Origin of the sequence: Tissierella sp. (assembly GCF_052089545.1) — a bacterium.
Classification (GTDB): Bacteria; Bacillota; Clostridia; order Tissierellales; family Tissierellaceae; genus Tissierella_A.
The window spans coordinates 1-22580 of record NZ_JBQDAA010000015.1; the positions used below are offsets into that span (position 1 = coordinate 1).

The window sequence follows — 22580 nt, forward strand, 5'->3', positions numbered from 1 at the left end:
TTCTTGTGGATAACACAGATATTTTTAAAAATCACATTCTGCAACTATCTAATACTTATTTAAGGTTAAATCCTTTAAATCTATTATATTCAATACATATATTTATATAATCAATCCATTTTGAATAAAGGTATTCGCATATAAAGGATTTTATTTAAATAAAATCCTTTATATGCGAATTTATTACTTATAGACTGTATAATCTCATCTAAAATACTATTATATCATATTCTTTTATATATAAAAAATATTAAGAGATTTTAACATAATCTTTCCCAAATTTCTCCTTCAATTCGACAATTGCATTTTCATCATTGTTTATCCAAAGTGATTTATCAGAAAGGAAAGCTTTATTTTCTTTTTCCACATATATATATACAGGATTTTTACCAGGGTATTTAGATATAGTCGACTTTATTTCTTCCATTGAAGTTTCCATATCATCCCCTACTATTTTTATATATACCTTTTTCTTCTTAAATCTATCTAGTGTTGATAATCTTTCACATATTATCTTGGGTTCTTCTACTTCAGATAAACTAAGCTTTCCTTCTATTACTATTACTTTCCCTTCATTTAAAAGATCTTTATACCTTTCATAAGTCTTTGGAAAAACAATTGTTTCTATTACCCCATACATATCTTCTATAGTCATAAATGCCATCATGTTGTTATTTTTTGTTATTTTGTTTTTCTTTTCTAAGACAAGTCCTGCTATTCTTATCTTTTTACCATCCCAAACTCCACTTAGTCCTTTTGATTCATCATCAGATTCATCTACTAGTGTTTCATTTATTTCCACGGTTGTTATGGTTGAAATCTTACTTATTTCTTTTTCAAAAGGTTCTAAGGGATGACCAGATACATATATACCCAAAATTTCTTTTTCCATCTCTAGAAGTTTTTCTTGAGGAAATTCTTTTAAATCTGGAGCATTATCTTTGTCTATACTTTCTTCAACTGTATCAAAAATTGAAAATTGTCCTTCTATATTTCTCTTTTTATCTGAATGAATCCTATCTATTATCTTTTCATAAATTGCTAAAAGTTGTGTTCTTTTTAAATTTAAGCTATCCATAGCACCACTTTTAATAAGACTTTCTACGGCTCTTTTATTCATAGAATTTGAATCTACTTCTTCTATTCTTTCTATAAAGTCTGTAAAGTTTTTAAAATTCCCATATTTTCTTGCTTCTATTATAGATGATATAAAATTTACGCCTACATTTTTTACAGCAGTTAATCCAAATCTTATTTTACCTTTATTTACTGTGAATTTATGAAATGACTCGTTTATATCTGGTGGCATTACTTCTATACCCAATCTTTTACATTCTTGTATATATAATGAGACTGTATTTATATTTCCCATTATGGAAGATATTTGAGCTGCCATAAATTCTACTGGATAGTAATGTTTTAAAAATGCCGTTCTATAAGCTATTACAGCATAAGCTGCAGAATGTGACTTGTTAAAGGCATAGTTTGCAAAATCTATCATCAGGTCATATATTTTATTTGCTGATACCTCATCTACACCGTTTCTTACTGCTCCTTTAGTTACTATTTGATCATTTTCATCAACTTGACCATGGATGAAATTTTTTCTTTCCTCTTCCATAACTTCCATATCTTTTTTACTCATAGCTCTACGAACCAAATCAGCTTGCCCCATAGAATAGCCACCTATATCTCTTACTATTTTCATAACTTGTTCTTGGTAAACTATACATCCGTATGTTACATCTAATATATCTTCTAGACTTTCATGGATATATGTGATCTTACTCGGGTCATGTTTACATTCTACAAATGTTGGAATTTGATTCATAGGTCCTGGTCTAAAAAGTGAATTGGCAGCTATAAGATCCTCAAATACATTTGGTTTTAGCTCCTTTAAAAATGCTCTCATGCCTGGGCTTTCAAACTGAAATATACCTAATGTTTCTGCTCTTGCAAACATTTCAAATACTTCTTTATCATCATATGTTATACTTTCAAAATCTATATCTATATTGTGGTTTTCCTTAATTAAATCAACCGAATCCCTTATAACAGTTAAAGTTCTAAGGCCTAAAAAATCCATTTTTAAAAGCCCTAATTCTTCTAACTCTGTCATATTAAATTGAGTTGATATTGCTTCTTTATTTCTTAAAAGTGGTACATAATTTGTAATAGGTTCTTTTGATATAACTACTCCAGCAGCATGGGTTGAAGTATGTCTTTGAAGTCCTTCAACAGACATAGCTACATCTATAAGTCTTCTAGTTTGTACTCCTGTTTGATAACTATTTCTTAAGTCTGAGCTAACTTCAAGAGCCTTTTGTATAGTCATTCCAAGATCTGTTGGTATTTGTTTAGCTATATAGTCAACCTCTCCGTAAGGAAGATCTAAAGCTCTTCCAACATCTCTTATTGCACCCCTAGCTGCCATGGTACCAAATGTTACAATTTGAGCTACACGATCTTCTCCATATTTTTCAACTACATATTCTATTACTTCTTCTCTTCTTTCATAGCAAAAGTCTATATCTATATCTGGCATGGTAACTCTTTCTGGATTTAAAAACCTCTCAAATATAAGTCCATATTCTATAGGATCTATATCAATGATTCCAAGCCCATATGATACTATACTTCCGGCAGCTGAGCCTCTACCAGGTCCTACCATTATTTGATTATCTTTAGCATATTTTATAAAATCCCAAACGATTAAAAAATAATCTATATATCCCATATCAACTATTACACCAAACTCATATAAGAATCTATCCATTATTTCTTTGCTTAGTTCACCGTATCTTTTTTTAAGACCTTCTAGTATAAGTTTTTTTAGATAGGATTTATTTGTAAATCCATCTGGCACAATATATTCAGGTAAATGAAGATTTCCAAACTCTATATCTACATTACATCTGTCAGCTATCTTAACGGTATTTTCAATAGCACCGTCATAACCTCCAAATTTTTCTATCATTTCTTGTGGAGATTTTAAATAAAACTGGTCACTTGGAAACTTCATTCTTTCAGTTTCACCTACAGTTTTTCCAGTTTGAATACAAAGGAGTACATCGTGTACCTCTGCATCTTTTCTTTCTAAATAATGAACATCATTTGTAGCTATAAGTTGTATATCTGTTTCCTTACTCAATCTAGCAAGTTCACGATTTACAAGTATTTGTTCTTCTATACCATGGTCTTGAAGTTCTAAAAAGAAATTTCCCTTTCCAAATATATCCCTATATTCTAAAGCTATGTCTTTAGCTTTTTCATAATTATTGTTTGTAATATATTTTTGAACTTCTCCCCCCAAACATGCTGAAAGCGCTATTATACCTTCACTATGTTTTCGAAGTACATCTCTGTCTATACGTGGCTTATAATAAAATCCATTTATATATCCTTCAGATACTATTTTCATAAGATTAGAGTATCCTATATTGTTTTCTGCTAGAAGTACTAAATGAAATCTAGCTTTATCTTTTGTTTCTTTATCAGTATATTTGCCTTTAGCTACATAAACTTCTGATCCTAATATTGGCTTTATACCATGTTTTCTAGCTTCCTTATAAAAATCTATTATTCCAAACATAGAACCATGATCAGTAATAGCAATAGAGTCCATTCCTAGTTCTTTAGTCTTTTGTATAAGTTCTTTTACTTTAGCTGAGCCATCTAACAAGCTATATTGCGTATGAACATGTAAATGGGCAAATTCTATCTTTTCTATTTTAATCACTTCCTTTAAAGTTTATATACATTTATTCTATCATATATTGTTAATTTTAAATAATTATATATTTTAATTTAAAACATAAAAATATTCCTTATAGTAGATTTTAATTGTTTAATAAATCTATTATAAGGAACATTTATTTTAAGTTTTTTATATTTATATTTTAAACTTATTTATAAGCTCTTCTAATTCTTTGGCAATTCTTTCCAACTCTTCATTGGATGTAGCAACTTTTTCGATAGAAGATGTTTGTTCTTCCATTGCTGCTGATGCTTCTTCTGTCCCAGCTGCGTTCTCCTCAGCAATTGCAGTTAGATTTTGCATAAGATCTACCAAGTTATCTCTGTTTTCTCCCATAAACTCTACAGATTTATTTAGCTCTTCAATCATATTTTTTACTTGTCCTATAGCATCAGCTATAGATTCAAATCTATCTTCTGTATCTTTAACCTTATCTTTTTGATCATAAGAAATATCTTTTACAATTTCCATATGTTCAACTGCATTTTTAGATTTATACTTTAATTCTTCAATAATCCCTTGAATTTCTTCAGTAAAGTTATTAGATTGTTCGGCTAGTTTTCTTATTTCTTCTGCTACAACAGAAAATCCTTTACCTGCTTCGCCAGCTCTAGCTGCTTCAATAGCAGCATTTAGTGCTAAAAGATTAGTTTGCTCTGCTATATTTTGAATCATACCACTAGCCTCTTCTATTTTTTCTGCACTTTGGTTGTTATCTAATATAATTTCATATATTTCTTCTGTCGCTTTATTGTTTTCTTCAGTTTTATCTATGAGAATATTTAATATATTAAAACCTTGCTGTTTTTGATCTTCTATTTTATCTGCTGTTGTGTTTAATTTTGATATATACTCAGCTTCCTTATCTAAAAGCCTATTCATATCATCTACATGATGTGCAGAGTCTTCTGTGCTAATAGCTTGTTCACTTGCTCCCTTTGCAATCTCAGCTATAGTCCTTGAAATTTCTTCTGAAGAGGTCGCTGATTTTTCAGATATTTGATTTAATACTATAGATGATCTCGTTAGATTGTTCGATGAACTACTTATTCTTTTAATAATCTCCTTTAAATTGTTACAAATTTTATCAAAGGATCTTATTAAATCACCTATCTCATCTTCTCTATTTAATAGCTTTTCATCTACAGCAACCTGTAAATCTAAGTTAGATATATTATCTGCGTATTGTGAAGCTAAGACAATTGGTTTAGTTATATAACCAGAAATTATATATATGACGCCACCTAAGATGGCTAAACCAATAACCATTACTATTATTAAAAAATATGTCTGTCCTTGAACCTCATTATACATATCATCTTCCAAAACTACAGTTCCGAAACTCCACGGTGCTTCAGTATCTCCTATTTCAATAGGGGTCATAGTTTTAAATACATTTTGTTTTAATTCATCTGAATAGGACATATTTGAATATTTTTGACCATTTTCTATAGACTCTTTATAATCATTTATTCTCTTTTCTTCACCACTAACTAATTCATCTGTTATTTCACCAACTAAAGATATATCGGGATGTGCTACTACTGTACCATTATTTGATATTATTTTTCCTATTCCTTCATCATATATCTTGATTTGGGAAACAATTTCTTGAAGTTTTTCCAATGTAATATCTACTCCAACTATACCTATTGCTTGACCATTATATATAATGGGAGCTGTCAGTGAACTTACCATTACCATACTACCATCTACCTCAAATTCGGTTGGTTCTGTTATGTATGATCTTTTATTGGTCATAGGTTGTATATAGTAATCGTTTACCCCTTCAACATTATAACTATCAAGGGTTCTATATTTTACCTCGCCATCTTCTCTGTAAAGATATGGTATAAGTCTTCCAGTTTCATCATGATATTTTTCATTTACATATTCACTATCTTGTCCGTCAAAAGCATCAGGTTCAAATCCTACAAATGCTCCGAACATATCTTCATTTGATTCTAACATCTCTTTTATCATATCTAACACTAATTCTCTATCTTCTACGTCTTTACCAACCATTACCCCTAGACTGTTAGCTAGTCCATTTGCTGAATTAATAGAATTATTTAGTATTTCTGATACTATAGAAGAATTTTCAGCTGCTATTGCATTTGTTAATTCATTTGCTTGTACTTCTGCCATGTTTTTGGTGCCAGTAATAGTTATTATAGCAGTTGAAGTGAAAATTATTGATACTGCTAATAATACTATTAAAATAATCTTTGTCCTAAGTTTCATTTATATGCCCCCTGATTATATAATTTAAAAACAACACTCCCCAGTAAATTATACAATACTTTGAATTTACAGACAATTTGAAATTTGTATGAAGCTTTGAATTATTATTAGACATTTTTTTCGGTATTTTTACATTTTAATTTATTTTAAGACATAAAATAAAGACTCAGTGTTTTGAGTCTTTAAATAAATTTTTCTATAACATTTTCTATTAGCGAAAAATCTACCACTCTAAAATCATCTAATATTTTTTCCGGCCAATTTGGAGTCTCTTTGTCCAAATTAAATTTATTAAATACTATAATGCTTTCTTCTATTATTGCAAGGCTTTGATAGTCTAGTTCTCCCTTTTCTTTAGAAATAATTATAGTTTTAAAGGGAGTCTCATTGGGCTTTATACTTCCTGATAGTGGGTGTGTTAAAAGCCTGTATCCTTCGTGTATCTTAGATCTTGTTATCTCTAATACATCTTTATAAGTATAGCTATCACTAAAGATAAAACCAAATCTATCTTTATATTGTAAATAAACAGTTTTATTATTTGTAATTATAGTTTTTTTCATAAATTCTCCCATTTAAATTTCTTTGAATCCATCTTTTAAAAAGTTTATTAGTTCTTCTACAGCCTTATTTTCGTCACTTCCACTTGCTATGATACTTATTTTCTCTCCTGGAAAAGCCCCTAGACTCATTATACCTATTATACTTTTACCATTTACTATATTTCCTTTGAATTCTATCTCTATTTCAGATTCATATTTATTTGCTTTTTGAACAAATTTAGCTGCAGGTCTTGCATGAAGTCCTTCTTCATTATCTAAAATTACAGTTTTCTTTTTCATTTAATTCCCTCCTAATTCTTTAGCAATTTCTCCAATTTTCCTAAATCTATGGTTTACTCCAGACTTTCCAACAGGATTGGAAAGCATTTTTCCCAATTCTTTTAAACTAGCATCTGGGTTTTCAAGCCTTAATATAGATATTTCTCTTAAACCTTTTGGTAGTTTATGAATACCCATATGATCATCTATAAATTTTATATCATTTATCTGTCTTAAACTAGCACTTATAGTTTTACCCAAATTTGCCGTTTCACAGTTTACAATTCTATTTATATTATTCCTAATATCTTTTAATACTCTTATGTCTTCTAAATGTAAAAGTGCTTGATGTGCTCCCATTATATTTAATACATCTACAATCTTTTCTCCTTCTTTTATATAGACTATATAATTTTCTTTTCTTAAAACAATTTTAGAATTAAGATCGAATGTATTTATCGTTTTTGATAGATCTTCTGCATGTTCTTTATTATTAGTAACCATTTCTAAATGATAGGTTTTCTCGGGATTGCTAATAGATCCACCACCTAAAAAAGAACCTCTTATATAAGCTCTTTTACAACATCTATTTTTTATTATATTTTTATTTATTTTATAATCTGGATTAAATATATTTATATTTTCTCGCTCAAGAAATTCTACGTCTAGAAGTATTTCTTTGGATGCTTTTTTATCATTTATAACTATAAGATAGTTATTATTTTTTTTAAGTTGTCTATTTTTTCTTACCATAACCTCTATTTCAATATCATAACTCTTTTTTAATATAGAAAATATTCTTCTTGCAATACTTGCATTTTCCGTAGAAAATTTTAGATTAATATTTTTCCCACTATTTATTTGTATAGTCCCGCACATCCTAACTAAAGCAGCAAGTTCTGCTAAGGAACAGCACCTAGAGCCTAATGGAAGTTTGGAAAGTTCATTTTTAGTTTTTTGTGAAAAAGACATTCTACCACCTATTTCTATTTTGTAAGTTTTAAGATCTTTTTAATTATCCTTTTTTCATCTTCATATCTTAATTTTTCTAATACCTTATCACGATGAATAAACTTTGCTAAAATAAATCCTTCGTTTTTTTGAGGTTTACATTCCATAGAGTAACACTCCATATGATACCAATGGACTATTTTAGAAACGATTTCATCGTATTGAATACTTTTATATTTATAATTTATTTTATCAACATATCCTATTATATTTCCTTTAACTCCTGTTTCTTCTTCTACTTCTCGTAATGCGGCTGTAGATAAGCTTTCCTCTTTTTCTACACTTCCTTTAGGTAAAACCCAATCACCATTATATTTTTTTAGAAGTAAAATAGTATTCCCGAAGATAACAATACCACCAGAGCTAACTTCTTTACGCATATAACCAACTCCTGAAAAACTTCTTAAAATTAACCATACATACTAATTATACTATATTTTTATAAATAATGTTAGTATATTTTATTTTTATATGAATTAAAAGCTTTTGTGTTATATAATACTATTATTATCTTATGAAAGGAAAATCAATATGACAAAAAAAACTATATTAGAAAAACTTAAAGAGCTTCTTTTAATTCCAAGCCCTACAGGTAATACAGATAAGGCAATGGGATTTCTAGAAGATGAATTTAAAAAATTAAATTTAAATATCAATCGAAGTAATAAGGGAAATATAATGGTGAGCATACCAGGAAAAGATACTTCCAAAGAAGTTACAGTTTCGGCCCATGTAGACACATTAGGTGCTATGGTTAAAGAAATAAAGCCTGATGGTAGATTAAAATTTTCTCAAATTGGTGGATATTCTTTTAATACTGTAGAAGGAGAATATGTATCTATAGAAACTATGGAAGGTAAAACTTTTGAAGGCACAGTTATGACAAATAAAGCATCTTCTCATGTTCATGGGAGTGAAACAAGTTCTACCGAAAGAAATAAAGCTAATATGGAAATAAGAATAGATGAAAGGGTAAGTTCTATAGAAGATGTGAAAAAACTTGGAATAAATGTGGGTGATTTTATAAGTTTTGATCCAAGAACTAAAATATTTGAAAATGGATTTATAAAATCTAGACATTTAGATGACAAAGCAGGTGTTATAGCAATATTATTTGTATTAAGAGAAATGATAGAAAAAAATATTGTTCCAAATTATACTACAAATTTTTTTATAAGTCATTATGAAGAAGTTGGACACGGTTCAAGTGCATCTATACCAGCTAAAACATTTGAATTTTTAGCTATTGATATGGCTGCTCCAGGTAAAGGACAAACTTCTGATGAATTTTCAGTTACAATATGTGCAAAAGATAGCACAGGTCCTTATGATTTAGAAATGAGAAAAAAACTTACAAAATTAGCCCATAAAGAAGGGTTAAGCTATAAGGTAGATATATATCCATTTTATGGTTCAGATGCATCAGCAGCATTAAGAGCTGGTCACGATATGAAAGCAGCTCTTATAGGTCCTGGTGTGGACGCATCTCATTCTTTTGAAAGAACTCATATAGAGGCTATTGAAAATACAATAAAGCTTATTTTGCTATATCTTACAAGATAAATATAGGAAATCTGGGTAATATAATTTAGAGGTGAAAAAATGATAAATGAAAAATTTATTATAAATTTACAAGGAAAAAGTTTTGTAACCTATGAGGGTTTATTAGATTTAGCTCATAATATGGGTCTTTTATCTATAGATGTTGAACTTTTACAATTTCCTAGTGAAGCCAATAATATGACAGCTGTTATAAAAGCTATTGCTAGAACAAAAGACTCAAGTTTTAGTGATATAGGTGATGCTAGTCCTAGGTCTGTAAATAATATGTTAGCTCCCCATATTATTAGAATGGCTTCTACTAGAGCAAAGGCTCGTGCCCTTCGAGATCTTACAAATGTAGGCATGACAGCTGTAGAAGAACTAACTTCAGAAGATGATGTAGAAACTAAGGAAACACAATATCATGTCGAAGAGTCCCTCCAAAAAGAAGCTCCTACCAAAAGACAAATAGAAACTATTAAGAAATTAGCAGAAGATTTAAATCAACAGGTAAATTATGATTCACTTACTAAAAAAACTGCTGGTACTTTAATAGGAAGATTATTAGATGAAAAAAAGAAGTAGACCATATTTATGGTCTACTTTTTGCTAAGTGAACTAATAATTCGCTTAATTTTATATTATCATGTCTTATGTAATCCTTTTTTACATCTATTAAAGAATTAGCTACTAAGGTTATATCTTTTTTAGCCAATATTTTCTCATCATCTTCTTCTATTTTAACAGGCCTTGACCCATCATCTATGTATTTTTCTAATATCTCTAATGGTACATTTTCAGTATTTGCTATTACATAATCTAAAATATTACAATTTGAATGATCTAATATTGCTTGAACATGATCTAGTACCTTATAGTTATCTGTTTCACCAGGCTCAGTCATGACATTTACTATGTATGCTTTAGGTGCAGAAGATTTGCATATTTCTTTTGCAATATCACTTACTAAAAGATTCGGTATTACAGAAGTATATAAACTACCAGGACCTAAAACTATAAAATCTGCATCACTTATAGCTATAAGTGCTTCTGGAACTGGATGAGAAACTTCAGGTTCTATAGATATACTTTTTATCTTACTATTTTGTTTTACAGATTCCGTAGATATATAAGATTCACCTTCTACTATTTTCCCATTATGAAGTTCTGCCTTTATCCTTACATTATCAAATGTCATAGGATATACTTTTCCTGTTATAGCAAGTACATTACTAGATTCTTTTATAGCCTCTTCAAAGCTACCATAAACTCCATTCATAGCTGCTATAAATATATTGCCAAAACTTTGTCCTTTTAATATACCATTATTAAATCTGTATTGAAATAATTTTTCCATTTTAGGTTCAGTATTTGCAAGAGCTAACATACAAGCTCTTATATCTCCCGGTGGAAGCATACCTAAGTCTTCACGAAGAACTCCTGAACTGCCCCCATCATCTGCAACTGTAACTATAGCTGTTATGTTCGGAGTAAACTTTTTAAGTCCCTTTAGCAGTATAGAAAGTCCTGTTCCTCCTCCTATTACTACGATTTTGGGTTCATACTTTTGTTCTTTTAAATCCATACTAACCCCCTATCTTTTTAAATCTCTATGATTTGCTATAGCTCTGTGTCCATTGTTTTTAAGTATTTCTGCAAGTCTATTTGTCATAGCAACTGACCTATGAAAACCACCTGTGCAACCTATTCCTACTACAAGTTGTGTCTTTCCCTCCTGTATATAGTGTGGTATTAAAAACTCTAACATTTCAGTTAATTTCGATATAAATATATTTGTTTGAGGCCACTTAAATACATATTCTTTAACTTTTTCTTCTCTACCAGAGTATTCTTTTAACTCAGGTATATAATAGGGATTTGGAAGAAATCTCACGTCAAAAACAAGATCTCCATCCATAAGCATCCCATTTTTAAAACCAAAGCTTGTAACAGTTACAGTTAATTTTCTTTTTTCACCATCTTTTAAAAGTAATTTATAAATTTCTTCTTTAAGTGTTGCTATATTTAAATTTGATGTATCTATTATATAAAAGGCTCTTTCCTTGAGTGTTTTTAAAAGTTTTCTTTCCTCTTCTATTCCCTTTATAATACTTCCTTCTGGCCTTAAAGGATGAGATCTTCTAAGTTCCTTGTATCTCCTTATAATGGTATTTTTAGATGCATCTAAAAATAGAATCTTATAATTTATACCCATATTAGATAATCCTTCTAATGATTTTGAAAGACTATGAAAAAATTCTCCTCCCCTAATATCTACAACTACTGCAACTTTATTAATCCCTCTTTTAGATTCTTTAAAAAGCTCCGCAACTTGAACTAGTAAATTTGGCGGAAGATTATCCATACAATAATAGCCCATATCTTCCATAATTTTCATTGTCTGAGACTTTCCTGCCCCAGACATACCTGTTATTATCAGAAAATCCATTTTCTTCCTCCTATTGTTTCATGTTTTTTACCCTAGCTAAAGGAAGTCCGGCCTCCTTTATTCTTTCTAATGATTTGTTTATACTTCCTACATCTTCCGATATATGTGCATCACTATTTACTATAAACTCTACTTCTTCTTGCATAGCTATTTTTATACTTTCAACTGAAAGTTCTCCATGTTTTGCATTTATTTCAAGTGCCGTTCCTAGCTTTGCCGCTTCTTTTGCTAACTCTTTTATATCTAGTCTAACCTTGGCACCTGGGTGGGTTATAAAGTCTATTGGATATTTATTTATAGCCTTTATAAAGGCTAATGTATTTAATGCCATAGACTTTTCTCTACCAAATCTTAAATGTTTTGTTAAGGGATTTTTTATATAAAATCCCATCCCGTCTCCAACACTTGCTGGAACGATTCCATAATGATAGCCTAGAAGAAGTATATCAGTATGCTTGATAAGTTTTTCATCCATATCTATCATGCCATCAAATCCAATAAGATTTGCTTCTACACCTAATAATATATTTATTCCATCCTTAGAATATTTATCGTTTAATCTTAAAATCTCTTCTTTCATAAGAGGTATATTCTTCTCTTTTACGCCATATAAATAGTGTCCTGGACCATGGTCACATATAGCTATTTCTTTTAGTCCTTTTTTAATTGCTATTTTTACATTATCTTCTATGCTTCCTTTCCCATGGCTATAAGTTGTATGCGTATGATAATCTCCAATAAGTCTCATTATAACTCCTCACCTAAAAGCTTTATCTCTCTTTCAAGTTCTACCCCAAAATTATCCTTTACTGTTTTTTTAACTATATCTATTAAAGTTAATACATCTTTACAAGTAGCTTCCTCTATATTTATTACAAAACCGCAATGTTTTTTAGAAACTTCTGCTCCCCCATATCTCAGACCTCTAAGTCCAGAATCATCTATAAGTTTTCCAGCATAATATCCTACTGGTCTTTTGAATGTACTTCCTCCGCTTGGATATTCTAGTGGCTGTTTTGAAGTTCTCTTATGAGTAAGATCATCAATAATCGCTTTTATATCTTCGTGTTTTCCATGTTTTAATTTAAACACTATAGTCAAAACTGTAAGACCTTCGTCTGATACTCTACTTCCCCTATATCTAAAGTTCATTTCTTCATTGCTATATTCTTTTATATCCCCATTCTCATCTAATACTCTTACACTTTCCACTACGTCTTTCATTTCTCCGCCATAAGCTCCTGCATTCATAGTCATAGCTCCACCAAGAGCACCAGGAATACCAGTTGCAAATTCAAAACCTGATAGGGAGTTTTCTAAGGCTATTCTACTTATTGCATTTAAAAGTGCTCCTGATTGAGCGTATATTCGATCGTCTTTTACTTCTACTTTATTAAAGTTTTCATTTAGCTTTATTATTACACCTCTTATTCCACCATCTTTTATAAGAAGATTGCTCCCATTTCCCATTATCATAAATTGGAGCTTATTTTCTTTACAAAGTTTCATCGCTAATTTTACTTCATCTTCAGTCCTAGGTAGAATCATTATATCTACTGGTCCTCCAATTTTAAAACTTGTGTGATTTTTCATTGGTTCATCTATAAGTACACTACCTACATTTTTATCTTCAAATATTTGGATTAGTCTTTTTTTATCCAAATTATCACTCCTAACATCTATATTCACTTTTATTTTATCATATACTCTATTATTATGCTATATGCATATAAAAAAGTGCATCCTTTTGTAAAAGGACGCACTTTTAAAAAATATCTTAATATTCTTGATTTGCCATTCTTTTATAACTTTCATATCTACTTTTAGCATTTTTCTCTGCCTGAGCAAATAATTCTTCTGCTATTTCAGGGAACTTCTTCTTAAGAGAAGTATACCTAACTTCAGAGTTTAAAAAGTCGATAAATGATTCTTTTGGTTCCTTAGAGTCTAGTTGGAATGGATTTTTACCTTGTTTTTCAAGTCTTGGATCAAATCTATATAAATGCCAGTATCCTGATTCAACTGCTCTTTTTTCTTGTCTTACACTAGTACCCATACCAGCTCTTATTCCATGGTTTATACATGGTGCGTAAGCCATTACTAATGAAGGACCTTCATAGGATTCTGCCTCATTTATAGCTTTTATAGTTTGATTCATATTTGCTCCCATAGCTATTTGTGCTGCATATACATAGCCATAAGATGTCATCATAAGACCTAAATCTTTCTTTCTAATCTCTTTACCTGAGGCAGCAAACTTAGCTACTGCTGCCGTAGGTGTAGCTTTAGATGACTGACCACCAGTATTTGAATATACCTCAGTATCAAATACTAATACATTTATATCTTCTCCTGAGGCTAGTACATGGTCTAGTCCGCCAAATCCGATATCGTAAGCCCAACCGTCTCCACCGAATATCCAGATTGATTTTTTAACTAGATGGTCTTTTCTCTTAGCAATTTCTTTTAATATTTCATTTGCTTCTTTATTGTCATGTCCTTTATCAAGTCTTGGTAAGATCATTCCAGCTGCAGCTTTCGTAGCTTTTTCATCTTTCATGTTTTCTAACCAATTTGTAAAGTATTCGTTTAATTCTGATTCAACATCTAATTCAAGGAAGTTTTCCATTAATAATTTTATTTTATCTCTTATTTGTCTAACTGCTATTGCCATACCATATCCATATTCAGCATTGTCTTCAAATAGAGAGTTTGCCCAAGCTGGTCCTCTACCATCTTGATTTTTACAATATGGAGTTGTTGGTGCTGAACCACCCCAAATTGATGAACATCCTGTAGCATTTGCTATATACATTCTATCTCCAAATAATTGAGTTACAAGTTTAGCATAAGCAGTTTCTCCACATCCTGCACAAGCTCCAGAGAACTCAAATAGTGGTTGTCTAAATTGACTTCCTTTAAGAGTAGTAACTTTCATTGGATCTTCTTTTGTCTTTACAGTCATAGCATATTCCCAGTTTTTAGATTGTACTTCGTACTGATCTTCAAAAGGAACCATAACTAAAGCTTTTTCTTTTGCAGGACAAACTTCAGCACAGTTACCGCATCCTGTACAGTCAAGTACTGATACTTGTATACGATATTCGTACTTACCCATATCCTTACCCATAGCCTTTTTAGTTTCAAAAGTTTCTGGTTTAGCCTTTTGCTCTTCTTCATCTAAAAGGAAAGGTCTTATAACAGCATGAGGACATACATATGAACATTGATTACATTGTATACAGTTATCTATTATCCATTCAGGCGCATCTATTGCTATAGCACGTTTTTCAAAAGCTGCTGTTCCCGGTAGGAAAGTACCATCAGCCCTATCACCTGCAAATACACTTACTGGTAAGTTGTCTCCTTCTTGTCTATTCATAGGAACAAGAACTTCATTTATAAACTCTGGAAAATCTGTTTCATTTTCCTCTTCAGTTTTTGCATTTTTCCAAGTTTCTGGAACATCTATTTTAACTAAGGATTCTATACCTTTATCTACTGCTTCATAGTTCATATTTACTATGGTTTCACCTTTGCTACCATAAGCATCTACTATTGATTTTTTAAGATGGGCTACAGCTTCATCAATAGGTAGAACTTCTGATAGTTTAAAGAATGCTGATTGTATTACCATATTGATTCTACTACCTAATCCTATCTCCGCTGCTATTTTAGTAGCATTAATAGTATAGAAGTTTATATTGTGATCTGCTATATATTTTTTCATTTTCCCTGGAAGATTTTTCTCTAATTCTTCTTCTGTCCATATACAGTTTAATAAGAAAGTTCCACCATCTTTAAGTCCTTTAAGTAAATCATATTGATATACATAAGATTGTTTTGAACAAGATATAAAGTCAGCATCTGTAATTAAGTATGTTGATTTTATAGGTTCTTGGCCAAATCTTAAGTGAGATATTGTAATACCACCTGATTTTTTACTATCATAGGAAAAGTATCCTTGAGCATACATATCAGTATCGTCACCTATAATCTTTATAGCTTGTTTATTTGCTCCAACTGTACCATCTGAACCAAAGCCCCAGAACTTACACTTTATAGTTTCTTTTGGTTCTGTATCTATAGTTTCTTTTATTTCTAAAGATGTATTTGTTACATCATCTATTATACCTATAGTAAATCTATCTTTAGGTGTGTTTTCGTTTAAGTTTTCATAAACTGAAAGTATTTGTGAAGGAGTAGTATCTTTTGATCCTAAACCATATCTTCCTCCTACAATAACTGGTCTTTCATCTCTATCAAAGAATATAGATTTTATATCTAAGTGAAGCGGCTCAGCTATTGCACCTTTTTCTTTTGTCCTATCTAATACTGCTATTTTTTTAACTGTCTTTGGTAATACATCAAAGAAATAATCAGCTACAAAAGGTCTATAAAGATGAACTTCTATAAGTCCTATTTTTTCTCCTTTTTCTAATAGATAGTCAACAGTTTCTTGTATAGTTTGAGTTACAGAACCCATAGCTACTATGACTCTTTCTGCTTCTTCATGTCCATAATAGTTAAATGGTTTGTATTCTCTTCCTGTTACCTTACTTATCTCCTTCATATAGTTATAAGTTATTTGACCTATATTTTCATAATAAGGATTTGAAGCTTCTGCTGCTTGGAAATATATATCAGGATTTTGAGCTGTTCCACGAGTTACTGGATTCTCTGGATTTAATGCTCTTTCTCTAAATTCTTGCACAGCATCTTTATCTAGTAATCTTCCAAGTTCATCATAATCCATAAGCTCTATCTTTTGAATTTCATGACTTGTTCTAAATCCATCAAAGAAATGTACAAATGGTACTCTTCCTTTTATAGATGCTAAGTGGGCTACTCCTGCTAAATCCATAACTTCTTGTACTGAACCTGATGCTAGAAGCGCAAAACCTGTTTGCCTTGCTGCCATAACATCTTGGTGATCCCCAAATATACTAAGTGCGTGAGATGCTAAAGCTCTTGCAGATACGTGAAATACACAAGGAAGCAATTCTCCAGCAATTTTGTACATGTTTGGAACCATAAGTAATAGTCCTTGGGAAGCAGTATAGGTAGTAGTTAGTGCTCCCGCTTGTAGCGAACCGTGTACTGCTCCTGCTGCACCACCTTCAGATTGCATTTCTTTTACTAATACCTCTTGTCCAAAAAGATTTTTCTTTCCTTCAGCTGCCCATGCATCAACATGCTCAGCCATATCGGATGATGGAGTAATTGGATATATTGCAGCAACATCAGTAAAGGCATAAGATACGTATGATGCGGCAGTGTTTCCATCCATCGTTTTCATAACTTTAGTCATTATTAATGACCTCCTATATTTAGTTTTTGTAAAGTTTAAAAGTTAAATCTTAAATAAATAATTTTATATAGTTAATTTGTTAACAATAGTAAAGTACTACTGTTTATAAATATAAGTATATAAAATAACAATCACACTGTCAACCAAAGTTAATCTATGTTTAAAACTATTTTTTGATTATTTTTTCTCTTTTACTCTATTTTTTATCCTTTTATTTAGTTCTTCTGCAGCATTATAACCTAAAAGTTTTTGCCTAAAGTTTCTAACTGCAACTTCTATTATCATAGCAACATTTCTACCTGGTTTTACGGGAACTGTAACAGTTGAAATTTCCTTATCTAATATTTTAGTAAACTTCTCATCAAGTCCTACCCTATCGTACTCTTTAAGCCTATCCCAAATCTCCAATTCCACTACTACAGATATATATTCAGAGTTTTTAACAGATCCAACACCATAAAGTCTTTCAATATCAAGTATACCAAGTCCTCTTATCTCCATAAAGTGTCTAGTTATTTCGGGTGAGCTTCCTACAAGTTTTCCCTCTATATTTTTTATAATAACTGTATCGTCAGAAATAAGCCTATGTCCACGAATTACAAGATCAAGTGCCGTTTCAGATTTACCTACACCAGACTTTCCAGTTATAAGAACTCCTACACCATATACTTCTACAAATACACCGTATACTCTAGCTTCAGGAGTGAGTTCCAGATCTATGTAGCTAGTAAGCTTATTTATAATGCCTGAAGTAGTCCTTTTAGATCTTAGAATAGTTTTATTATATTTTTTAGCTAAATGAATAAGTTCAGGAAATATTTCTAAATCTCTCGAAAATATAATAGCTGGCATGTCGTATGAAAAGTATTCATCAATATTTTTCATACGCTTTTCTAGAGGTAAAGATTTATAATAATACCATTCTGCATTACCTAAAAGTTGGATTCTTTCAGGCACAAACTTATTAAAATGACCTCCTATTTGAAGACCGGGTCTACTTATTTCACTAGAGTATATTTTTATACTGTCCATATCTTTGGAAGGATATACTACCTCTAGCTCTAGTTCCTCTATAACCTTTGTTAATTTTACATATTCCATCTATTACTCTCCTATCTCATATTTACTCGGTATTATTATAGCTGCTGCTAGATAAAGTATTACCCCACCAAAAATTGCTGTAGGTATAGAAAGTATAGCCCAGGCAAGTCTTATAAGAGTAGGATCTACATTAAAATATTCACCTATTCCACCACATACTCCCGCTATCATCTTATTTTCTTCTGATCTATAAAGTTTTTTTCCCATTTTTATTCTCCTTTCTAAAATGATTATATAAGCTTTCACTAGCTTTAATATTCATAGTTTCTACTCCTTTTAACTCTTCAATACTTGCTCTTTTAATCTTTTCAATACTTTTAAAATGTTTTAAAAGTGCTACTTTTCTTTTTTGTCCAATCCCTTTTATATCATCAAGTTCAGATCTAAACATATCTTTGCTTCTAAGGCTTCTGTGATAGTTGATAGCAAATCTATGTGCTTCTTCTTGTATTTTATAAATCATCTTAAATCCAAGTGAATCAAGATCCATATTGTACTCTATATTATTATATATAATACCTCTTGTTGTATGAGCATCATCTTTTACAAGTCCACATACTGGGATATTTATATTTAAACTATTTAATACTTTTAAGGCTATATTTACTTGACCTTTCCCACCATCCATCATTATAAGGTCAGGAAAGTTTGAAAATCCTTTCATTTTTAAATCTTTTGCAGTATTTTTTTGTTCCCGAATCCCTCTTTTAAACCTTCTTTTTAGTACTTCTTCCATACTAGCATAGTCATCTGGAGTGTCTATTGATCTAATTTTAAATCTTCTATAGTCACTTCTTTTAGCCTCTCCATTTTCAAAGACTACCATGGAGCCAACTGAATGCACCCCACTTATATTTGATATATCATATGCTTCTACCCTTTTAATCCGATTATCTAATTGTAGTATTTCCTGAATTTCTTCTAGAGCTTTTAAATTTTGTCTATGTTTTTTTAAAAATTTGTCCCCATATTTATTTAACATATCCCTTGCGTTTTTACTTACCATCTTTATAAGTTCTGTCTTATCTCCCCGTTTTGGAACAATTACATTTACTTTTGTTCCCCGCTTTTTTTCTAGCCATTTACTTACGGTTTCTACATCTTCTATTTCTGTTTCTAAAATTATTTCTCTAGGTACGTAAGCTGTCCCTATATAAAACTGTTTGATAAAAGAACTTAAGACTTCTCCCCTTTGTGAATTAAAGGTATCTTCTATTAAAAAATGTTCTCTCCCTAGTATTTTTCCACCTCGAATAAAGAAAATCTGTATACATACCTCTTCAAGACCTCTTGCCATAGCTATTATATCTTGATCTATAGTAGTATCGGAAACTATCTTTTGTTTTTCTTGTAATACTAGGAGTGAGTTTAACTGGTCCCTATATACGCTTGCTTTTTCAAATTCTAAGTTTTCAGCAGATTTCTTCATGTTTTCTTCAATAGAGTTTATAATAGTTTCATCTTTACCACTTAAAAATTTTATAACCTTTTTTATAATTTCCATATATTCTTCTTCATCCCCAAGACCAATACATACACCAGTACATTTACCTATATGATATCTTAAACAAGGTCTTAGATTTTTCTTGTTTTTATCTAAGTTTACCTTGCATGTTCTTAATGGATATATATCATGAAGTATATCTATGGCATCGTTAACAGCTGTAGCACTTGGATATGGTCCGAAGTATTTTGCACCATCTTTTAGCACCTTTCTTGTCTTCATAACTCTTGGAAACTTTTCCTTCATACAAACCTTTATATAAGGATATTGTTTATCATCTCTAAGTAGTATATTATATTTAGGTTTATGCTTTTTTATTAAATTAGACTCTAATATAAGAGCTTCGACTTCATTATCCACTATTATATATTCAAATTCTTTTATGTGACTTACCATGGCACGAACTTTCATACCTTGACTATTAGATTTTTGAAAATATTGTCTAACTCTGTTTTTAAGTGAAATCGCTTTACCTACATATATTATTTCATCATCATTATTCTTCATTATATAAACACCTGGTTTAGCAGGTAGTTTTTTTAATTCTTCATCTATATTAAACATATCATCACCTTCATTTTATCTTTATATATTATTATATCACACAAGAAAAGAAAAATATAAGATGATTTATGGAGCTAAATCATCTTATATTTTTATATTCTCTTATTATGTTTTAAATTATTAAATTATTTTATTATATAAATTCTCCTATTTTTTCTACCGGTAAAGGTGTTTCTAATTTTAAATTTTCAAACTTTTCTTTTTCTAAAGAAACTATAACACATGTAGAAGGTCCTGCCGACTTATATATATCCTTATTGATATGTTTTTCTAAAATAGCTTCAAGATTATTAGTCTTTGCCATTTCTTCAAATTCATGTAGTATACCTTTTGATCCAACTGGTAATATCTCTTTTATATAGTCTTTTTCTTTTAATTTTAGTAGTTTTTCTATGTTTATTATATCTGTTCTGTTTTTTAATATTTCATCTCCAACTTTAGGAACTCCCACAAGAGCTGCAATAAGTCCTGATTTAGTTTTGGGGAAAATAAAGTCTTCCTTATTTATAATTCCTATAACAGTTATACCAACACCTGTTACGCTTACTGGAAAGTTTTCTTCACTACTTCCAGTAAGTATATTTTCTATGTCAAACTCTAAAGGTTCTAAAGCTTCTTTTATACCTTTAATTATCCTTCTTCCAGTACTTTCCATCTCTACCGAAAGAGTATCTATGACTGATATAGGTCTAGCCCCAAATGATAAGATTTCCATCATACTAACTTGCGCTCCAAAGTAACCTACCACTTCCGGTGTGGTTTTTATTATATCATCCTTTTTTTCTCCTATACCTCCTGAAGAATCACAAGATATAACAAGTGTTTGTTTGTCATTTATATCTATTAGTGTTAAATCCCTATGTTTTATAGTTTTCATCTCTTTACCTCTTTTTCATTCTTCCAAATAATAAAGAAGCTAAAACTATGTTTACAATGGACCCAATTGTTAAAACTCCTATCATAGCATAAATAAATGCTGCTCCGCTTAAGGGAAGTCCTAGGGCCGTTGCAATAGGAGCAATCATAAATACAGCTCCAGGTCCATTTAAGAGTATTGCTACTACATTTGCAAGCAAGCCATTATATTTTTTATATAAATATCCAAATATATAAACAATTACACTCATTTGTAACATTATGACTAGATGTATTGGAATTGTTAATGGAAATCCACTTGTAAAGGCAGTAAGTAGATGTCCCAAAGCTCCAACAATAGCTCCAGCAGCTGGTCCTAAATAAAGACTTGCGAAAAATGCACTCATAGAGTCAAGGGCTATAGTTCCTTGTATTTTTATAAGAGACCCGATAAATGAAAGTGCAATAAACATGGCTATATATACTAATTTAATAGTGGTATTTTTTTCAGACTTACTAGTATAATTCATCAATTTTCATCTCTCTTTCTTTGAATATAGTTAGATTGATTTTGTTTTTTCTTCTAGGTATTTATTTATATCTTTATTTAAAAAAGGTGACAATTTATTATAAACTTCTTGGTGGTAGCTATTTAACCATTTTTTTTCAACTTCATCCAATAGTTTTATATCTATGCAGTTTAAATCTATTGGTACAAACGAAAGAGTTTCAAAACTCATAAATTGACCAAACTCTGTTTCTATATCTTTTTGAACAGCCACTATGTTTTCTATTCTAATACCATGTCTTCCTGCTTTATATACTCCAGGTTCTATAGAAACTACCATGCCTTCTTCTAAAGATATATCATTTGGAGCATTAGCTATTCTATGAGGTCCTTCATGAACATTTAATACAAATCCTACTCCGTGCCCTGTCCCATGTTTAAAATCAAGACCTTCTTGCCATAGTGGATATCTACAAGCTATATCTAGTTGATATCCATTGCTTCCTTTTAAAAATTTCATCCTGCTTAAGTTTATATGTGCTTTTAAAGTTAAGGTAAAGTCTCTTTTTTCTTCATCACTTATTTCACCTAATCCTACAGTTCTAGTAATATCAGTTGTACCATCCAAATACTGTCCACCTGAATCTACTAGGTAAAGTCCTTGAGCTTTTAATACAGAAAAGGAATCCTTTGTGGCTGAATAATGAGCCATAGCAGCGTTTTCACCATAAGCCGATATAGTTCCAAAGCTTGGTTCCATGTATAGTTCTTGTTCTTTTCTAAATCCTTCAAGTTTATCTGCTGCTGTTACTTCTGTTATTTCTATTTTACCTATATTTGTATCCAACCAGTGGAAAAATTTAACTAAAGCTACTCCATCTTTAACATAGGTGCTCCTTTGATTTTTAAGTTC

Annotated in this window: 19 protein-coding genes; 2 read left to right on the forward strand and 17 right to left on the reverse strand. The window is 30.5% G+C overall.

All coding sequences use genetic code 11. The features are described 5' to 3' along the window. Positions 1-250: 250 nt before the first annotated feature. The 6 genes from ACTHW2_RS02460 to ACTHW2_RS02485 all read right to left on the reverse strand — a co-directional run bounded on the left by ACTHW2_RS02460 (position 251) and on the right by ACTHW2_RS02485 (position 8213). Positions 251-3730 (reverse strand): DNA polymerase III subunit alpha, encoded by a 3480-nt coding sequence (locus ACTHW2_RS02460; RefSeq protein ID WP_442262164.1) that lies wholly within the window; start codon positions 3728-3730, stop codon positions 251-253. Positions 3731-3892: 162 nt separating this feature from the next. Next, on the reverse strand, positions 3893-6001 hold the full coding sequence (locus tag ACTHW2_RS02465) for a methyl-accepting chemotaxis protein (RefSeq protein WP_442262146.1): 2109 nt from the start codon (positions 5999-6001) through the stop codon (positions 3893-3895). Positions 6002-6183: 182 nt separating this feature from the next. Further along, entirely contained in the window at positions 6184-6564 is a 381-nt protein-coding gene (locus ACTHW2_RS02470) for a GrdX family protein (protein ID WP_442262147.1), read from the reverse strand. Between the two features lie 12 nt (positions 6565-6576). Continuing rightward, positions 6577-6843, reverse strand: a complete 267-nt coding sequence (locus ACTHW2_RS02475; protein ID WP_442262148.1) for an HPr family phosphocarrier protein — start codon at positions 6841-6843, stop codon at positions 6577-6579. Beyond that, on the reverse strand, positions 6844-7794 hold the full coding sequence (whiA, locus tag ACTHW2_RS02480; RefSeq protein ID WP_442262149.1) for a DNA-binding protein WhiA: 951 nt from the start codon (positions 7792-7794) through the stop codon (positions 6844-6846). A gap of 14 nt (positions 7795-7808) precedes the next feature. Continuing rightward, positions 7809-8213: an NUDIX hydrolase gene (locus ACTHW2_RS02485; protein ID WP_442262150.1), complete on the reverse strand. Its 405-nt coding sequence runs from the start codon at positions 8211-8213 to the stop codon at positions 7809-7811. A gap of 151 nt (positions 8214-8364) precedes the next feature. On the opposite strand from ACTHW2_RS02485, the gene ACTHW2_RS02490 reads away from it, so the two are divergent. Together ACTHW2_RS02490 and ACTHW2_RS02495 are read left to right on the forward strand one after the other, a co-directional pair. Continuing rightward, on the forward strand, positions 8365-9396 hold the full coding sequence (locus ACTHW2_RS02490; protein ID WP_442262151.1) for a M42 family metallopeptidase: 1032 nt from the start codon (positions 8365-8367) through the stop codon (positions 9394-9396). A 39-nt stretch (positions 9397-9435) separates the two neighbouring features. Next, complete coding sequence (locus ACTHW2_RS02495) at positions 9436-9960, forward strand: hypothetical protein (RefSeq protein WP_442262152.1); 525 nt, start codon at positions 9436-9438, stop codon at positions 9958-9960. A 7-nt stretch (positions 9961-9967) separates the two neighbouring features. Here ACTHW2_RS02495 and ACTHW2_RS02500 read toward each other — a convergent pair whose 3' ends face one another. The 11 genes from ACTHW2_RS02500 to ACTHW2_RS02550 form a co-directional block, all read right to left on the reverse strand. Then, positions 9968-10960, reverse strand: a complete 993-nt coding sequence (locus ACTHW2_RS02500) for a gluconeogenesis factor YvcK family protein (protein ID WP_442262153.1) — start codon at positions 10958-10960, stop codon at positions 9968-9970. 9 nt (positions 10961-10969) lie between these two features. Beyond that, on the reverse strand, positions 10970-11824 hold the full coding sequence (gene rapZ, locus ACTHW2_RS02505) for an RNase adapter RapZ (RefSeq protein ID WP_442262154.1): 855 nt from the start codon (positions 11822-11824) through the stop codon (positions 10970-10972). A gap of 10 nt (positions 11825-11834) precedes the next feature. Beyond that, on the reverse strand, positions 11835-12572 hold the full coding sequence (locus ACTHW2_RS02510) for a PHP domain-containing protein (protein ID WP_442262155.1): 738 nt from the start codon (positions 12570-12572) through the stop codon (positions 11835-11837). After that, positions 12572-13486, reverse strand: coding sequence for a UDP-N-acetylmuramate dehydrogenase (gene murB, locus ACTHW2_RS02515; RefSeq protein WP_442262156.1), 915 nt, complete (start codon positions 13484-13486; stop codon positions 12572-12574). Before murB ends, ACTHW2_RS02510 begins: the two co-directional genes overlap by 1 nt. 115 nt (positions 13487-13601) lie before the next feature. Then, positions 13602-17135: a pyruvate:ferredoxin (flavodoxin) oxidoreductase gene (gene nifJ, locus ACTHW2_RS02520; protein ID WP_442262157.1), complete on the reverse strand. Its 3534-nt coding sequence runs from the start codon at positions 17133-17135 to the stop codon at positions 13602-13604. A 177-nt stretch (positions 17136-17312) separates the two neighbouring features. Continuing rightward, on the reverse strand, positions 17313-18236 hold the full coding sequence (hprK, locus tag ACTHW2_RS02525) for an HPr(Ser) kinase/phosphatase (RefSeq protein WP_442262158.1): 924 nt from the start codon (positions 18234-18236) through the stop codon (positions 17313-17315). A 3-nt stretch (positions 18237-18239) separates the two neighbouring features. After that, positions 18240-18443: a PspC domain-containing protein gene (locus ACTHW2_RS02530; protein WP_442262159.1), complete on the reverse strand. Its 204-nt coding sequence runs from the start codon at positions 18441-18443 to the stop codon at positions 18240-18242. After that, entirely contained in the window at positions 18424-20304 is a 1881-nt protein-coding gene (gene uvrC, locus ACTHW2_RS02535; protein WP_442262160.1) for an excinuclease ABC subunit UvrC, read from the reverse strand. Before uvrC ends, ACTHW2_RS02530 begins: the two co-directional genes overlap by 20 nt. A 133-nt stretch (positions 20305-20437) precedes the next feature. After that, positions 20438-21181: an AIR synthase related protein gene (locus tag ACTHW2_RS02540; RefSeq protein WP_442262161.1), complete on the reverse strand. Its 744-nt coding sequence runs from the start codon at positions 21179-21181 to the stop codon at positions 20438-20440. Between the two features lie 4 nt (positions 21182-21185). After that, positions 21186-21689, reverse strand: coding sequence for an ECF transporter S component (locus ACTHW2_RS02545; RefSeq protein ID WP_442262162.1), 504 nt, complete (start codon positions 21687-21689; stop codon positions 21186-21188). Positions 21690-21719: 30 nt separating this feature from the next. Next, positions 21720-22580 (reverse strand): M24B family metallopeptidase (locus tag ACTHW2_RS02550; protein WP_442262163.1); only part of this gene is annotated, 861 nt, incomplete at its 5' end.

Coding starts and splice junctions, on each gene's coding strand:
- ACTHW2_RS02470 (WP_442262147.1), bottom strand. CDS start 6,564: ATGAAAAAAACTATAATTACAAATAATAAAACTGTTTATTTACAATAT.
- ACTHW2_RS02545 (WP_442262162.1), bottom strand. CDS start 21,689: ATGAATTATACTAGTAAGTCTGAAAAAAATACCACTATTAAATTAGTA.
- uvrC (WP_442262160.1), bottom strand. CDS start 20,304: ATGTTTAATATAGATGAAGAATTAAAAAAACTACCTGCTAAACCAGGT.
- hprK (WP_442262158.1), bottom strand. CDS start 18,236: ATGGAATATGTAAAATTAACAAAGGTTATAGAGGAACTAGAGCTAGAG.
- ACTHW2_RS02510 (WP_442262155.1), bottom strand. CDS start 12,572: ATGAGACTTATTGGAGATTATCATACGCATACAACTTATAGCCATGGG.
- ACTHW2_RS02465 (WP_442262146.1), bottom strand. CDS start 6,001: ATGAAACTTAGGACAAAGATTATTTTAATAGTATTATTAGCAGTATCA.
- ACTHW2_RS02530 (WP_442262159.1), bottom strand. CDS start 18,443: ATGGGAAAAAAACTTTATAGATCAGAAGAAAATAAGATGATAGCGGGA.
- ACTHW2_RS02490 (WP_442262151.1), top strand. CDS start 8,365: ATGACAAAAAAAACTATATTAGAAAAACTTAAAGAGCTTCTTTTAATT.
- whiA (WP_442262149.1), bottom strand. CDS start 7,794: ATGTCTTTTTCACAAAAAACTAAAAATGAACTTTCCAAACTTCCATTA.
- ACTHW2_RS02475 (WP_442262148.1), bottom strand. CDS start 6,843: ATGAAAAAGAAAACTGTAATTTTAGATAATGAAGAAGGACTTCATGCA.
- ACTHW2_RS02485 (WP_442262150.1), bottom strand. CDS start 8,213: ATGCGTAAAGAAGTTAGCTCTGGTGGTATTGTTATCTTCGGGAATACT.
- ACTHW2_RS02500 (WP_442262153.1), bottom strand. CDS start 10,960: ATGGATTTAAAAGAACAAAAGTATGAACCCAAAATCGTAGTAATAGGA.
- ACTHW2_RS02540 (WP_442262161.1), bottom strand. CDS start 21,181: ATGAAAACTATAAAACATAGGGATTTAACACTAATAGATATAAATGAC.
- ACTHW2_RS02495 (WP_442262152.1), top strand. CDS start 9,436: ATGATAAATGAAAAATTTATTATAAATTTACAAGGAAAAAGTTTTGTA.
- rapZ (WP_442262154.1), bottom strand. CDS start 11,824: ATGGATTTTCTGATAATAACAGGTATGTCTGGGGCAGGAAAGTCTCAG.
- nifJ (WP_442262157.1), bottom strand. CDS start 17,135: ATGACTAAAGTTATGAAAACGATGGATGGAAACACTGCCGCATCATAC.